Origin of the sequence: Streptomyces kanasensis (assembly GCF_043077165.1) — a bacterium.
Lineage (GTDB): Bacteria > Actinomycetota > Actinomycetes > Streptomycetales > Streptomycetaceae > Streptomyces > Streptomyces changanensis.
Genome location: NZ_JBIBSF010000009.1, coordinates 109838 through 123505, shown reverse-complemented (window position 1 = coordinate 123505; position 13668 = coordinate 109838). Strand labels below are relative to the sequence as shown.

The following is a 13668-nucleotide window of genomic DNA, read 5'->3' as shown; positions in this document are numbered from 1 at the left end:
CGGCGACGGCCGTGACCGGACGCCCCGCCGGCGGCACGCTATCGCCAGCGGCACCCGGGCACCGGGCAGGGGCCACCCGGGCACGGGCCACCCGGGCACGGGCCACCCGGACGGCAGCGTCCGGCCGCTGGGCCGCTGGGCCGCCCGGGCGGTAGACGCCGGGCCGCCCGGGCGGCGGGTGCCTACAGGGTCGCCGCCAGGCGGGTGCCCTGGTCGATCGCCCGCTTGGCGTCCAGCTCCGACGCGACGTCGGCACCGCCGATGAGGTGGGCGCGGATCCCCGCGGCCGTCAGCTCCTCGTACAGGTCGCGGCGCGGCTCCTGGCCGGTGCACAGGACGACGGTGTCGACCGGCAGGGTGCGGGCCTCGCCGTCGACCGTGATGTGCAGGCCCTCGTCGTCGACGCGCTCGTACGACGCCCCGGCGACCGTCTCCACCCCCCGGTGCCTGAGCTCGGTGCGGTGGATCCAGCCGGTCGTCTTGCCGAGCCCCGCGCCCACCTTGGTGGTCTTGCGCTGGAGCAGGGTGACCTGGCGGGGGGCCCGCGGCCGCTCGGGGGCGCGCAGGCCGCCGCGCTCGCCGTAGGAGGTGTCGACGCCCCACTGGCGGAAGTACGTCTCGGCGTCGCGGCTCGCGCCCTCGCCACCGTCCGTGAGGTACTCGGCGACGTCGAAGCCGATGCCGCCGGCGCCGAGGATCGCGACGCGCTCGCCGACCGTCGCGCCGCCCCGCAGCACGTCCAGGTAGCCGACGACGCTCGGGTGGTCGACGCCGTCGAAGTCCGGGACGCGGGGGGTGACACCGGTCGCCACGACCACCTCGTCGTACCCGTCCAGCATGTCCGCCGAGACGCGGGTGCCCAGGCGCACCTCCACGCCCCGCAGGTCCAGCTGGGTGCGGAAGTAGCGGAGGGTCTCGTCGAACTCCTCCTTGCCGGGCACCCGCCGGGCGACGTTCAGCTGGCCGCCGACCTCGTCGGCGGCGTCGTAGAGGACGACCTCGTGGCCGCGCTCGGCCGCCGACACCGCACAGGCGAGGCCGGCAGGGCCGGCGCCGACGACGGCGACGCGCCGGCGCAGCCGGGTGGGGGAGAGGACCAGCTCGGTCTCGTGGCAGGCGCGCGGGTTGACGAGGCAGGAGGTGATCTTCCCGCTGAAGGTGTGGTCCAGGCACGCCTGGTTGCAGCCGATGCAGGTGTTGATCGTCTCGGGCCGTCCCGCGCGGGCCTTCGCCACGAACTCCGGGTCGGCGAGGAAGGGGCGGGCGAGGGACACCATGTCGGCGCGGCCGTCGGCGAGGACCTCCTCGGCCACCTCCGGCGTGTTGATGCGGTTGCTCGTGACCAGGGGCACGGAGACCGCCCCCATGAGCCGCTTCGTGACCCAGGTGTACGCGGCGCGCGGCACGGACGTGGCGATCGTGGGGATGCGCGCCTCGTGCCAGCCGATGCCGGTGTTGATGATCGTCGCGCCTGCGGCCTCGATCTCCTTCGCCAGCGCGATGACCTCGTCCAGCGACGACCCGCCGGGCACCAGGTCGAGCATCGACAGCCGGTAGACGAGGATGAAGTCCTCGCCCACCCGCTCGCGGGTGCGGCGGACGATCTCCAGCGGGAAGCGCACCCGGTTCTCGTACGAGCCGCCCCACCGGTCCTCGCGGTGATTGGTCGCCGCGGCGATGAACTCGTTGATGAGGTACCCCTCCGAGCCCATGATCTCGACGCCGTCGTAGCCGGCCGACTTCGCCAGCTCCGCCGCCCGCACGTAGTCCTCGATGGTCTGCTCGACCTCGGCGTCCGTCAGGGCGTGCGGGACGAAGGGGCTGATGGGCGCCTGGAGGGCGCTCGGCGCCACCAGCCGCGGGTGGTAGGCGTAGCGGCCGAAGTGGAGGATCTGCATCGCGATCCTGCCGCCGGCCGCGTGCACCGCGTCCGTCACGACGCGGTGCTGCTCCGCCTCCTGCGCGCAGGTCAGCATGGCGCCGCCGTCGTAGGGCCGGCCCGCCTCGTTCGGGGCGATGCCGCCCGTCACGATGAGGGCGGCCCCGCCGCGGGCGCGGGCCGCGTAGAACGCGGCCATCCGCTCGAAGCCGTTCTCCGCCTCCTCCAGGCCGACGTGCATCGACCCCATGAGCACCCGGTTCGGCAGGGTGGTGAAGCCCAGGTCCAGGGGGCGCAGCAGGTGCGGGTACCGGGACGGGGTCGGGGTCGGGGTCATGAGGGGCGCCTCCTCGCGCGCGGTGTCATCGCCCCTGTTGTAGACGACCGCGCCCTCTTTATGCAACAAGTTGCACATCGATCGGGGCGTGAGGTGCGCTACGTACACCGGGTGGGCCCGCGCCCCGCCTCCGTCAGCCGCGCTGCGCGAGGTCCGCCCCCCAGGCGTCCAGCCCCTCCGGCGTGCACGGCACCGTCCCCCACGGCGTGGCCTTCCCGACGCCCGGCGGCGTCCCGGCCCCCGCGTCCGGCAACCCGTGCGCCCGCAGCAGCCGCGCCACCGCCATCGCCCACGGCCGCCGCAGCCGCGCCGCGTCCAGCAGTTCCCCGTCCGCCAGCAGGTCCTCCACCGGGCCCGTGCGCACCCCGTCCGGTGTGAGCACCGCCGCGTCGTCCGCCCACCGCAGCGCCAGGTCCACGTCGTGCGTGGCCATCACCACGGTCGTCCCCGACGCCCGCAGCCCCTCCAGCACCGCCAGGAGCCGCTCCTGCCCGTGCGGGTCGAGCCCGGCCGTCGGCTCGTCCAGGATGAGCACCCGGGGCCGCATCGCGACGGCCCCCGCGATCGCCGCGCGCTTCCGCTGCCCGTACGACAGCAGGTGCGTCGGCCGGTCCTCCAGCGCCACGATGTCCAGGGCCTCCAGCGCCTCGCGGACCCGGGCGCGGACCTCCACCTCCGGCAGGCCCAGGTTCATCGGGCCGAACGACACGTCCTGCCCGACCGACGCGGCGAACAGCTGGTCGTCCGGGTCCTGCACCACCAGCTGCACCGCCGTCCGCAGCCGCGTCAGGCCCCTGCGGTCGTACGCCACATCCTCACCGGCCAGGCGCAGCCGCCCGCTCGCACACCGCAGACCGCCGCTCAGCAGCCGCAGCAGCGTCGTCTTGCCGCCGCCGTTGCGGCCCAGGACCGCCAGGGACCGCCCCTCCGGCACGGCGAAGTCGACCCCGCTGAGCACGGCGGGCCCGCCCTCGTAGGCGAACCCCGCCCCCACCAGTTCCACCACCGGCGACCCGGTCATCACACCACCCGTTCGAGTCCGAGGGCGGCCGCGACCAGCACCGCCAGCAACACCGCCGTCGCCGCCAGGAAGCGGCGGTCCAGCCGCGCCGCGGGCACCAGCACCCGCAGCGTCCCGTCGTAGCCGCGGCCGGCGAGACCGCTCTGCAGCCGTGTCGCCCGGTCGAAGGCGCGGACGAACGCGGTGGCCCCGAGACCGGCGGCCGAGCGCCACGCCGCGGCCCGGCTCGTGGTCCCCAGTCGCGCGGCCTGCGCCTGCCGGATCCGCGCCACCGCGTCCAGCAGCAGGAAGCCGATGCGGTACATCACCAGCGCCACGTCCACCACCGGCGCGGGCACGCCCGCCCGCACCAGCCGGGGCAGCACGTCCGACACGGGCGTCGTGAAGGCGAAGAGCAGCACCCCCAGCGACGCCGCCGACGACCGCAGCAGCAACTCCACGGCCTGCGCGGCCCCGCCGGGCGCGGGCGCCACCCAACCCGCCGGGCCGCCCACCTGGAACAGCAGCGGCACCGCGCCCGTGACGCAGAAGCCGAGCGGCACCCGCCACGCCCGCCACAGCTGCCGCGGAGCCACCCCCGCCGGCCCCAGCAGCACCACGACGGCGACCACCGCCACCAGCGCCGCGCCCGGCCACGGCGGCAGGGACACGGCACAGGCCGTCAGGCCGAAGCCGAGCACGGCCTTCTCGCCCGGGTGGCGGCGGCGCCAGCGGCTGCCGTGCGCCGCCACGTCGATGGGCAGCACCCCCGCTACTCCCCGGACGCCGCGGGCGGCTCGGCCGCCCCGCCGGCCCCGGCCCGCTCCTCACCCTGCCGGCGCCCGCGGCGCAGCCCGAAGTAGTACGCCAGCACTCCGGCGCCCAGCGCGGCCTGCAGGGAGAACAGCGCCGACTCCACCTCACCCGACGGGGGCTCGTACAGCGGGCTGAACCACGGCTCGTAGTCAGGGGCGTTCTCGGTGATCGCCGCCTCCGCCTGCGCGTCCGCGCCCGTGAACGGCTCCTCCTTGTGATCACCCAGTCCGAGCGCCAGCGGCAGCACCGCCAGCGCCACCACGACGAGCAGCAGCAGGGTGTTGATCCTCGCGTTCCGGCTCATCGGACCGCCGCCTCCTTCGTCGCGCCCGCCGCCGGGAGCACGCCGAGCCGGGCCAGCTCGCCCCCGCTCGACTGCCGCAGCAACCGCATCACCAGCACCGTCAGCAGGCCCTCGCTCACCGCCAGGGGGAGCTGTGTCACCGCGAAGATCCCGCCGAACTTGGCGAGCGCGCCCGTGAAGCCGCTGCCCGGGTCGGGGAACGCGAGCGCCAGCTGCACGCTCGTCACGCAGTACGTGGACAGGTCCGCCGCGAACGCGCCGAAGAAGACGGCCACCATCAGGGGCGCTCCCGTGCGGCGCAGCAGCCGGTACAGCCCGTACCCGGCCCACGGTCCGACGACCGCCATCGAGAAGGCGTTCGCGCCGAGCGTCGTCAGACCGCCGTGCGCCAGCAGCAGCGCCTGGAACAGCAGGGTGATCGTGCCGAGCACGGCCATGATGGGCGGCCGGAACAGGATGGCGCCGAGCCCCGTACCGGTGGGGTGGCTGCAGCTGCCCGTCACCGACGGGATCTTCAACGCGGACAGGACGAACGTGAACGCCCCGGACGCGCCGAGCAGCAGCGTCGACTCGGGGTTGGCCCTGACCTCCCGGGTCAGCGCCCGGACGCCGTGGACGACGAACGGAGCGGCCGCCAGTGTCCAGGCGACCGCGTGTTCCCGGGGTAGGAACCCCTCGGCTATATGCATGTGGGGGAGACCCTCTCCAGCACCTCGTGGATGGACAACGCGCCCTGGCCGGTCTCCTGGCTGACGGGTACTACCGCCTCGACCCCGCCTTCCCGGACGCCGCGGTCTCCCGCGGCGGTCCAGTGGCTTCCCCGCTGGCGCGGGGGGTGGGGCCGGACTTCCCGATCACAGTGGCGAGGGCCGCGCCGGTTCCACACCGGCTTCCCGTACACCAAGGCCCTGCGACACTAGTGCGTTGACCAGGTACATCACAACCGCGCACACGGGGGAGTCCCGCCGCACGGGCGGGCGCTCGCGGGTGCCCGCCACGCCCTACCGCTTGCGGTAGCCGTACGCCTCCGAGGCCGCCGCCTCCACCGCGTCGAGGTCGCCGCCCGCCGCCGCCGTGACGACGGCCGCCACCGCGCCCTCCACGAACGGCGCGTCCACCAGCCGCGTCCCCGCCGGCAGTTCCCCCTCCTCCAGCAGCGCCTTCACCGTCAGGACGGCGCTGCCCAGGTCCACCAGGACCGCGACGCCGGCGCCGCCGTCGACCTCCGCGGCCGCCCGCGCGACCAGTTCGGCGCTCGTACCGAGCCCGCCGTCCGGCCCGCCGCCGGCCGCCGCCACCGGTACCCCGCCGGCGCCCCCGGCCAGTCCCCGGGCGAGCGCGGCGACGGCCTGCGCGACCGGGGCGCTGTGCGAGACGAGCACGACGCCCACGGGCGCCCCCGAGCCGCTCACGCCGCCTCCCCCGTGACGTCGGCGAGTGCCGCGAAGAGCAGCGCGGCCGACGTGGCGCCCGGGTCCCGGTGTCCCACCGACCGCTCGCCGAGGTAACTGGCCCGTCCCTTGCGGGCGCGCATCGGCCCGGTCGCCTCCGCGCCCTCCGCGGCGGCCCGCGCGGCCGCCGCGACGGCGTCCGGCCGGTCCTGCCCGAGCGCGGCCACGGCCGGCTCCAGCGCGTCCAGCATCGTCTTGTCCCCGGCCCGCGCCCCGCCGAGCCGGGCCACCGCCGCGACACCGTCGCCCAGCGCCTCCGCCAGCCGCGCGGGCGCCACCTCGGGCTCGTCGCCCAGGGCCTTGCCGGCGCTCCGCAGCAGCGTGCCGTACAGCGGCCCCGACGCCCCGCCCACCGTGGAGATCAGCCGCCGGCCGGCCAGCACCAGGACCGCGCCGGGCGTCCGCGGCGGCTCCTCCTCCAGCGCGGCCGCCACCGCCGTGAAGCCGCGCCGCAGGTTGACCCCGTGGTCGGCGTCGCCGATCGCGGAGTCCAGCTCCGTGAGGAGGTCGGCGTCGCGGTCCACGGCCACCGCCACCGCGGCCATCCACCGCAGGAACGTCCCGGAGTCCAGCACCGCGCTCACCACCCCCATCGCAGCGCCGGCGTCCGCACCGGCGCGTCCCACAGCCGCAGCAGCTCCTCGTCCGCCCGGCACAGCGTCACCGAGGCACCGGCCATGTCCAGCGACGTCACGTAGTTGCCGACGAGCGTGCGGGCCACCGGCACCCCGCGCTCGCCCAGCACCCGGTGCACCTCGGCGCCGAACCCGTACAGCTCCAGCAGCGGCGTCCCGCCCATGCCGTTGACCAGCAACAGCACCGGACCCGAGGGCCGCAGGTCGTCCAGCACGGCGTCCACCGCCACGTCGGCGATCTCCCGCGAGGTCATCATCGGGCGCCGCTCGCGTCCCGGCTCGCCGTGGATGCCGACGCCCAGCTCCAGCTCGCCGGACGGCAGGTCGAAGGTGGGGCCGCCCTTCGCGGGCGTGCTGCACGCGCTCAACGCCACCCCGAAGCTCCGGCACGCGGCGTTCACCCGGCGCGCGATCGACTCGACCCGCTCCAGCGGCGCGCCCTCCTCGGCGGCGGCGCCGGCGATCTTCTCCACGAACAGGGTCGCCCCCGTGCCGCGCCGTCCGGCCGTGTACAGGCTGTCGGAGACGGCCACGTCGTCGTCGACGAGCACCCTGGCGACCTGCACGCCCTCGTCCTCGGCGAGTTCCGCCGCCATGTCGAAGTTCAGCACGTCACCCGTGTAGTTCTTCACCACGAAGAGCACGCCGGCGCCGCTGTCCACCGCGGCCGCGGCCCGGACCATCTGGTCGGGCACCGGCGACGTGAACACCTCGCCCGGGCACGCCGCGGAGAGCATCCCCGGGCCGACGAACCCGGCGTGCAGCGGTTCGTGCCCCGACCCGCCGCCCGACACCAGGGCGACCTTCCCGGCGACCGGCGCGTCCCGGCGGACCACCACCCTGTTCCCGACGTCGACGGTGAGTTCCGGATGCGCCGCCGCGAAGCCCCGCAGGGCGTCGGCGACGACGGTCTCGGGCACGTTGATCAGCATCCTCACGGCTACTCCTCACGAGACGTACCCGCACAGTACCGAGAGGGGGACGCGGCCCTCAGTAGTTCTGCCACTCGTGCCGCGCGTACTCCAGCACCACCGGGTCCATGAGGGTGCTGGCCCGGACGTCCAGGGGACGGCGGTCGCGCGGGAAGACCGTGGCCGCCTCCAGCACGGCGCCGTCCAGGAAGCGCAGCGGCGGCGCGTCCCGGGCGAGACGCGGCGTCGGCGGCGGCCCGTCCGCCCCCGGGGTGGCGAGGACGAAGCCCCAGTTGCCGAAGCTCGGCACGTCCACCTGGTACGCGGTCGTCGCGTACCCGGCCTCCCGGATCGTCGCGGCGACCGACCAGTACGTCCGGGGCGCGAAGAAGGGCGACCCGGCCTGCACCACGACCCGTCCCCCGGGCTCCAGGACCCGGCCGAGCAGGTGGTAGAACTCCACGCTGTACAGCTTCGCCAGCGCGGCCGTGTCCGGATCGGGGAAGTCGACGACCACCGCGTCGTAGCGCCGCCCGGCGTCGCGCAGCCAGGTGAACGCGTCCGCGTTGACGACCGTCACCCGCGGGTCCTCCAGGGCCCGGCCGTTCAGGTCGACGAGCGGTGTGAAGGTGCGGGCCAACCGGGTCACGGCCGGGTCGAGGTCGACGAGCGTCACCTCCCGGACGTCGCCGTAGCGCAGCACCTCCCGCAGCGCCAGGGCGTCGCCGCCGCCCAGCACCAGCACGGACGCGCGCTCCCCGGAGAGGGCGGGGTGGACCAGCGCCTCGTGGTACCGGTACTCGTCGACGGACGAGAACTGCAGGTCGCCGTTGAGGAACAACCGCGTGTCCGGCGCCCCGGTGAACGCCGTCGACCGGGTGACGACGACGTCCTGGTACGGCGTCGTCTCGGCGTGCACGATCGGGTCGCGGTACAGCCGCTGGCGCGCGGTGACCTCGATGTCGTCGGCGAGGACGTACACCGTCCCCAGCACGGCGAGCACGGCGCCCAAGCCCGCGAGCAGCCCCGCCCGCACGGCGCGGCGGGTCTCCCGCCGGAAGATCCACAGCACGACCCCGCCCCCGGCGACGGCGTTCACCGCGCCGACCACCAGGGCGCCCTTCAGCTGCCCGAAGGCGGGCAGGAGCAGCAGCGGGAAGCACAGGCCGCCGACGAGCGCGCCGACGTAGTCCGCGGCGAACAGGTCGGCCACGGCGCTGCCGGCCTCCTGCCGCCGGATCCGCTGGAGGAGCGTCATCAGCAGCGGTATCTCCGCGCCGATCAGCAGGCCGACGACGAACGACGCCACGACCATGGCCGGCATGTAGATCCGCAGCCAGGAGAACGCCACGTACAGCAGGAGGACGGACAGGCCGCCGACGAGCCCCAACACCAGCTCCACCAGGGCGAACGCCCCGACGGCACGCCGCTGGAGCGGTTTGGCGGCCAGCGAGCCGACGCCCATCGCGAAGACCATGACGGAGATGACCACGGAGGTCTGCATCACGGAGTTGCCGATGAGGTAGCTGCCGAGGGCGGTCAGCGCCAGCTCGTAGACCAGTCCGCAGGCGGCGCAGACGAACACCGCGAGGAGCAACAGCACCCGGGTGCCCCGCGGGTGGGCCGGCGGCGGGACGGCGGGGGTGGGGGAGGGGGCCGGGGCGGTGGTGGTGCTCATGGCGGGGAGGTCAGGAGACCGCGGCGCCGACCATGAAGGCCGTACCGAGGTACAGGGCCGCCTGGACCCAGGCGGCGGGGTGCGGGCGGTCGCCCTGGTCGTCGAGGACGGCCGCGCCCAGCCTGCCGGGCGTCAGGGCGCCGACCACCAGCGAGACCAGCGTCATGACGACGACCCCGGCGAGCCCGTACAGCAGGGTGCTGAGCAGCCCCAGGCCGAGGCCGAGCTCCGACTCGCTGGCCCGGATCGACTGCTCGATGACGAGGCCGACGGCGACGGTCTGGCCGGCGAGGAGCACCGCGGCGCCGCGGTTGCGCTCGGTCCACACCACGTGGAGGAGCTTGCCGGGGGTCACCCAGTCGAGCGCGACGAAACCGGCCACCATCACGGCGAAGCCGACCAGGCCGTACAGCACGGCCGTGCCGGCCGACTCGAGGATCTCTGCCACGGGGGTTGCCTTTCGGGGACGTCGTCGGGGGTCACGGGTGCGCGGCGGGAGCGCGGGTCACTTGCCGGCGCCGGGGCCGCCACCGCGGAAGCCGGCGCCGTCCGGGTCCGGCCACACCGAGCGCAGGTGCGACTTCCAGCGGCGGTAGCCGGTCCGGTAGTCCGTGACCTCGATCCGGCTGCCGGTGCGGTGCGGGCTGATGGCGACGATGTCGTCGCGGTAGCGCAGGAAGACGCGGTCGCCGGAGTCGAACCGGGAGGTGGCCCCGGCGTGGCCGTCGATCTCCCGGGCCACGGCCGCCGGCGCGTCCCGCGGGTCGAGGCGGTCGGCGCCGAGGGCGCGGTACTGACGGCTGATCCAGGCGGACGGGACGGCGTTGCCGTCGTCGTCGCGGTCGGGGTCGCCGCCGCACCCGCCGAGGGCGGCCGCGACCAGCAGCAGCGCGCAGACGCGTCGGGCGGTCCTCATCGTGCCTCCAGCCGGGAGCGGGTCGCCACGATCCGGCGGCTCCCCGGGTACGTGTGCCAGGTGCGCCAGGTCAGCCCGGTGTCGTCGGCGTCGACGGTCAGCGCGGTGACCGCGTCGACGGAGCCGGGGAAGAATCCGTACAGGGCCCTCGGGTGGGCGTCCGCCCGGTCCCGTATCCGCGCCACCTCCGCGCCGAACGCGGCGGCGTCGAGGGTGCGTGTGCGGGCGCCGAAGGAGTAGCGCCGGCCGTCGAAGTCCCGCGCCGCGCTCTCGGGCAGCCCCCGGGGCGCGGAGCCGGGCAGGCAGGCGACGGTCTCGCGGACCGGGCCGGCGAACACCTGGTGCGAGGCCCCGAGGAGGCGCAGGTGCACCTCGACCCCGGCGACGGTGACGGTTCGCTCGGCCAGCGCCCCGCGGGAGGGGAGCCCGAGGGCGAAGGACAACTGGTCGGCGTCGGTGTCCAGGTAGGGGGTGTCCAGGACTATGCCGTTCATGATCCCCCGAGAGCCGTACCCGCACCTGAGCGCCGCCGAGTATGGCACAGCGCGCGGACGCCGCAGCGCCGGGGACCGCGCCCGGCCGCACGGGGGCCGGGCCGTCTTCCCCCGGACCATCCGAGGGGGGAGGCGGCCGCGTCCCGGGTGCGCCCCTGGGTGGGCGCCTCCCCGGTGGAGGACGCGCGTGCTCGAAGGGGCGGACCCCGGGCCGTTCCCGCCCGTGGCCCGGTCTCGGCGGTGCACCCCACCGCCGACGTGCACCGCCGCCCCCTCGCTCTTGTCCCTCCCCCTCGCCTTCGTCCGTCCCGGCGCCCGGGCAGGCCGGGGCGGAACCCGCCGTCGCGCAGGTGGCGGCCCGCCTGAGTGGTCCCCGCCGGCGCGGACGGTCCCGGACCAGGTCAGGCGTGGTCCCGGCCGACACGGCGTACCCATCACGCGCCGTCCGCGAGCAGCTGCGCGAGCGGGGTGTCCGGGCGGTGATCCCCGTCCCGGCGGCGGACCGGCGCCGGACCATACCGCTCCATGACGGTCATCCAGATGCTGACCGACAAAGGCAGGTTCATCCCGATCCGTCCGCCTTCGGCGGTGCCTTGTCGGCCGCGCCGGGGCGGGGCCGGCTGCCCGTGCGCCGGTCGACGGGACGTCACCTGGACGCTGCCGGGGGTGCCCCGCGCCGGTGCGGGCCGGACCGCCGTGCCGGCCGGCCGCGGACCGCCGCGCCTGCGGTGGCCGGGTGCGGGCTCCGCCCGTCGGTCGCCGCCGACCGGCGGCGGCGGACGTGGGGCGGGTGGCCGGTGCGCGGGCCTGCGGCGTGGGCCGGTACCCTCGCCGCGGACCTCCGCCACGGCGCACCGCGCCGGCGCGGCACGGCGGAAAACGCCTGGTGCGCGGCGCCCCCGGCGGGGGTACCCCCGCCCCCCGCCACCCCCCGCCCGTGGGTGACAAGGGTTTTCCCCGTATCGGGTTCATGGCGCGTTTCCCTACTGTTCCGGCACCGGCGGTTCCCCCCTCTGACGCGTGAATGTCAGGTGCATGCAACCCCATGCGTGCGACCCCAGGAGGGCACCACCGGGGACGGCCCCGATGACGAGGCCGTCGCGCCGGCGGCGGCGCGGGGGCGCACCCGGCCCCAGGGACTGTGGAGGCACCCCACAAGCAGCCAGAGTCCCGCGCCGCCGCCCGCGCTCCGCACCGTCAGCTGCTCCGGGAGTCGCCGGAGACGCCCCTTGAAAGGGAACACCTTGAACGGTTCCAGGCGGAGACTCATATCCGTCGTGGCAGCGAGTGCCACGATCCTCGGCGTCACGGCCACCTCCGCGGTGGCGCTCGCCGCGGAGGCCGCCCCCTCCCCGAAGCCGGCCGCGCCGGCCTCGCAGGCCATGAACCCGGCCGCCACCACGCCGACGGCGCCCGTCGAGAAGGTCATCGTGACCTACAAGGCGCGTACGGCGGAGGCCACGTCGAACACCGCCGCGAAGACCGACACCGCCGAGAAGGCCGCCGAGACCGGCGAGCGCCTCTCCTTCGAGCGCCGCCTCGCCGGCGGTGGCGCGCTCGTCGACCTCGGCACCGCGCCGACCCGGCAGGACGTCTCCGAGGTCATGGACGCCTTCCGCGCCGACCCGGCCGTCGCCTCCGTCGAGGCCGACATCCGCGCCTACCCGATGGCCGTCACCCCCAACGACGCCGACTACGCCAAGCAGTGGGACCTCTTCGAGCCCACCGGCGGCATGAACGTGCCCGGCGCCTGGGACAAGACCACCGGCAGCGGCGTCACCGTCGCCGTCATCGACACCGGCTACGCGGCCCACACGGACCTGGCCGCCAACACGGTCGCCGGCTACGACTTCATCTCCACCTCGGCCGACGCCCGCGACGGCAACGGCCGCGACGCCGACCCCAAGGACGAGGGCGACTGGAACGCCACCGACGGTGAGTGCGGCACCGGCTCCCGCGCGAGCAACTCCTCCTGGCACGGCACGCACGTCGCGGGCACCATCGGCGCGGTGACCAACAACGCCAAGGGCATCGCCGGCATCGCGTACGGGGCGAAGGTCCAGCACGTCCGCGTGCTCGGCAAGTGCGGCGGCTCGTCCTCGGACATCGCCGACGCGATCACCTGGGCCTCCGGCGGCAGCGTCCCCGGCATCCCGGTGAACCCGAACCCGGCCAAGGTCATCAACATGAGCCTCGGCGGCGCCAGCTCGACCTGCCCGACCGTCTACAAGACCGCCATCGACGGGGCCGTCGCACGGGGTGCCACCGTCGTCGTCGCGGCCGGCAACAGCAACGCCAACGCGTCCGGCTTCACGCCCGCCAACTGTGCGAACGTCATCAACGTGGCGTCCACCAGCCGCGAGGGCAACCGTTCGTACTACTCGAACTACGGCACCATCATCGACGTCTCCGCCCCGGGCGGTGAGACCCGCCGCGCCACCGACACGCCCGGCACCATCACCACCCCGGAGAACGGCATCCTCTCCACGCTGAACGCCGGCACCACCACCCAGTCGCTGGAGAACTACAAGCCCTACCAGGGCACCTCCATGGCCGCCCCGCACATCGCCGGGCTCGCCGCGCTGCTCAAGTCGGCCAAGTCGACCCTGACCCCGGCCCAGATCGAGTCCGCGATCAAGGGCAACGCCCGGCCGCTGCCCGGCACCTGCTCCGGCGGCTGCGGCACCGGCATCGCCGACGCCGCGAAGACGGTCGCGGCCGTCACCGGCGGCGGGGCCACCACCCCCGGTGGCGCCACCTTCACCAACGCGGCGAACGTGACGATCTCCGACAACACCACCGTCACCTCCCCGATCGCCGTCACCGGTGTCGCGGGCAACGCCCCCGCCGCCCTCGCGGTGGCCGTGGACATCAAGCACACCTGGCGCGGCGACCTGGTCGTCGACCTCGTCGCCCCGGACGGCACCGCCTACCGGCTCAAGAGCTCCAGCAACGACTCCGCGGACAACCTCCTCGCCACCTACACCGTCGACGCCTCCTCCGAGGTCGCCAACGGCACGTGGAAGCTCCAGGTCCGTGACGTCGCCACGGGTGACACCGGCTACATCGACTCCTGGAGTCTCACCTTCTGAGACCCCGCTCTGATCCGCATCACCGCAGGTCAAAGGCGTGCCCCCCGCGTCCCGCCGGGGGCCCGCCCGGGTCTGTGTGCGGTGCCCGACCTCCACATGCCGGACACCCGCCCGGGACTCCCCCCCCCAACATCGTATCCGGACAGGGCGCGGGC

The 13668-nt window shown here is 75.2% G+C and carries 14 protein-coding genes and 1 riboswitch; of the genes, 1 reads left to right on the top strand and 13 read right to left on the bottom strand.

The features are described from left to right. Nucleotides 1-182 precede the first annotated feature (182 nt). From ACF053_RS22290 to ACF053_RS22230, 13 genes are all read right to left on the bottom strand, one after another. On the bottom strand, nt 183-2216 hold the full coding sequence (locus ACF053_RS22290; RefSeq protein ID WP_391955523.1) for an oxidoreductase: 2034 nt from the start codon (nt 2214-2216) through the stop codon (nt 183-185). Between the two features lie 133 nt (nt 2217-2349). Further along, on the bottom strand, nt 2350-3237 hold the full coding sequence (locus ACF053_RS22285) for an energy-coupling factor ABC transporter ATP-binding protein (protein ID WP_391955522.1): 888 nt from the start codon (nt 3235-3237) through the stop codon (nt 2350-2352). Beyond that, nucleotides 3237-3983, bottom strand: coding sequence for a cobalt ECF transporter T component CbiQ (gene cbiQ, locus ACF053_RS22280; protein ID WP_391955521.1), 747 nt, complete (start codon nt 3981-3983; stop codon nt 3237-3239). The genes ACF053_RS22285 and cbiQ overlap by 1 nt, the downstream gene beginning before the upstream one ends. Nucleotides 3984-3988: 5 nt before the next feature. Then, nucleotides 3989-4336 carry an energy-coupling factor ABC transporter substrate-binding protein gene (locus ACF053_RS22275; RefSeq protein WP_391955520.1) on the bottom strand — a complete coding sequence of 116 codons (348 nt, stop codon included), beginning with the start codon at nt 4334-4336 and terminating at the stop codon, nt 3989-3991. Further along, nucleotides 4333-5025 carry an energy-coupling factor ABC transporter permease gene (locus ACF053_RS22270; RefSeq protein ID WP_391955519.1) on the bottom strand — a complete coding sequence of 231 codons (693 nt, stop codon included), beginning with the start codon at nt 5023-5025 and terminating at the stop codon, nt 4333-4335. The genes ACF053_RS22275 and ACF053_RS22270 overlap by 4 nt, the downstream gene beginning before the upstream one ends. A 29-nt stretch (nt 5026-5054) precedes the next feature. Then, nucleotides 5055-5256, bottom strand: a riboswitch (cobalamin riboswitch). An 81-nt stretch (nt 5257-5337) separates the two neighbouring features. After that, nucleotides 5338-5748: a PTS-dependent dihydroxyacetone kinase phosphotransferase subunit DhaM gene (locus ACF053_RS22265; protein ID WP_391955518.1), complete on the bottom strand. Its 411-nt coding sequence runs from the start codon at nt 5746-5748 to the stop codon at nt 5338-5340. Beyond that, entirely contained in the window at nt 5745-6362 is a 618-nt protein-coding gene (gene dhaL / locus ACF053_RS22260) for a dihydroxyacetone kinase subunit DhaL (RefSeq protein ID WP_391955740.1), read from the bottom strand. The genes ACF053_RS22265 and dhaL overlap by 4 nt, the downstream gene beginning before the upstream one ends. Before the next feature lie 5 nt (nt 6363-6367). After that, nucleotides 6368-7360, bottom strand: a complete 993-nt coding sequence (gene dhaK / locus ACF053_RS22255) for a dihydroxyacetone kinase subunit DhaK (protein ID WP_391955517.1) — start codon at nt 7358-7360, stop codon at nt 6368-6370. 52 nt (nt 7361-7412) lie between these two features. Continuing rightward, on the bottom strand, nt 7413-9011 hold the full coding sequence (locus ACF053_RS22250) for a polyamine aminopropyltransferase (protein ID WP_391955516.1): 1599 nt from the start codon (nt 9009-9011) through the stop codon (nt 7413-7415). Nucleotides 9012-9021: 10 nt separating this feature from the next. After that, nucleotides 9022-9459 (bottom strand): DUF350 domain-containing protein, encoded by a 438-nt coding sequence (locus tag ACF053_RS22245; RefSeq protein WP_391955515.1) that lies wholly within the window; start codon nt 9457-9459, stop codon nt 9022-9024. A 57-nt stretch (nt 9460-9516) separates the two neighbouring features. Further along, nucleotides 9517-9927 carry a DUF4247 domain-containing protein gene (locus ACF053_RS22240; RefSeq protein ID WP_391955514.1) on the bottom strand — a complete coding sequence of 137 codons (411 nt, stop codon included), beginning with the start codon at nt 9925-9927 and terminating at the stop codon, nt 9517-9519. Further along, a complete protein-coding gene (locus ACF053_RS22235; RefSeq protein WP_391955513.1) occupies nt 9924-10421 on the bottom strand; it encodes a DUF2617 family protein in 498 nt (165 codons plus the stop codon). The genes ACF053_RS22240 and ACF053_RS22235 overlap by 4 nt, the downstream gene beginning before the upstream one ends. 434 nt (nt 10422-10855) lie before the next feature. Further along, on the bottom strand, nt 10856-10987 hold the full coding sequence (locus tag ACF053_RS22230) for a hypothetical protein (protein WP_391955512.1): 132 nt from the start codon (nt 10985-10987) through the stop codon (nt 10856-10858). Between the two features lie 711 nt (nt 10988-11698). Between ACF053_RS22230 and ACF053_RS22225 the strand changes: the two genes are divergently transcribed. Further along, nucleotides 11699-13513: a S8 family serine peptidase gene (locus ACF053_RS22225; protein WP_391955511.1), complete on the top strand. Its 1815-nt coding sequence runs from the start codon at nt 11699-11701 to the stop codon at nt 13511-13513. The last annotated feature ends 155 nt before the right edge of the window (nt 13514-13668 follow it).

Bases quoted from the DNA above. Each gene is read 5' to 3' on its own strand.
- ACF053_RS22290 (WP_391955523.1), bottom strand. From the start codon at position 2,216: ATGACCCCGACCCCGACCCCGTCCCGGTACCCGCACCTGCTGCGCCCC.
- ACF053_RS22285 (WP_391955522.1), bottom strand. From the start codon at position 3,237: ATGACCGGGTCGCCGGTGGTGGAACTGGTGGGGGCGGGGTTCGCCTAC.
- ACF053_RS22275 (WP_391955520.1), bottom strand. From the start codon at position 4,336: ATGAGCCGGAACGCGAGGATCAACACCCTGCTGCTGCTCGTCGTGGTG.
- ACF053_RS22270 (WP_391955519.1), bottom strand. From the start codon at position 5,025: ATGCATATAGCCGAGGGGTTCCTACCCCGGGAACACGCGGTCGCCTGG.
- ACF053_RS22250 (WP_391955516.1), bottom strand. From the start codon at position 9,011: ATGAGCACCACCACCGCCCCGGCCCCCTCCCCCACCCCCGCCGTCCCG.
- ACF053_RS22240 (WP_391955514.1), bottom strand. From the start codon at position 9,927: ATGAGGACCGCCCGACGCGTCTGCGCGCTGCTGCTGGTCGCGGCCGCC.
- ACF053_RS22235 (WP_391955513.1), bottom strand. From the start codon at position 10,421: ATGAACGGCATAGTCCTGGACACCCCCTACCTGGACACCGACGCCGAC.
- ACF053_RS22230 (WP_391955512.1), bottom strand. From the start codon at position 10,987: ATGAACCTGCCTTTGTCGGTCAGCATCTGGATGACCGTCATGGAGCGG.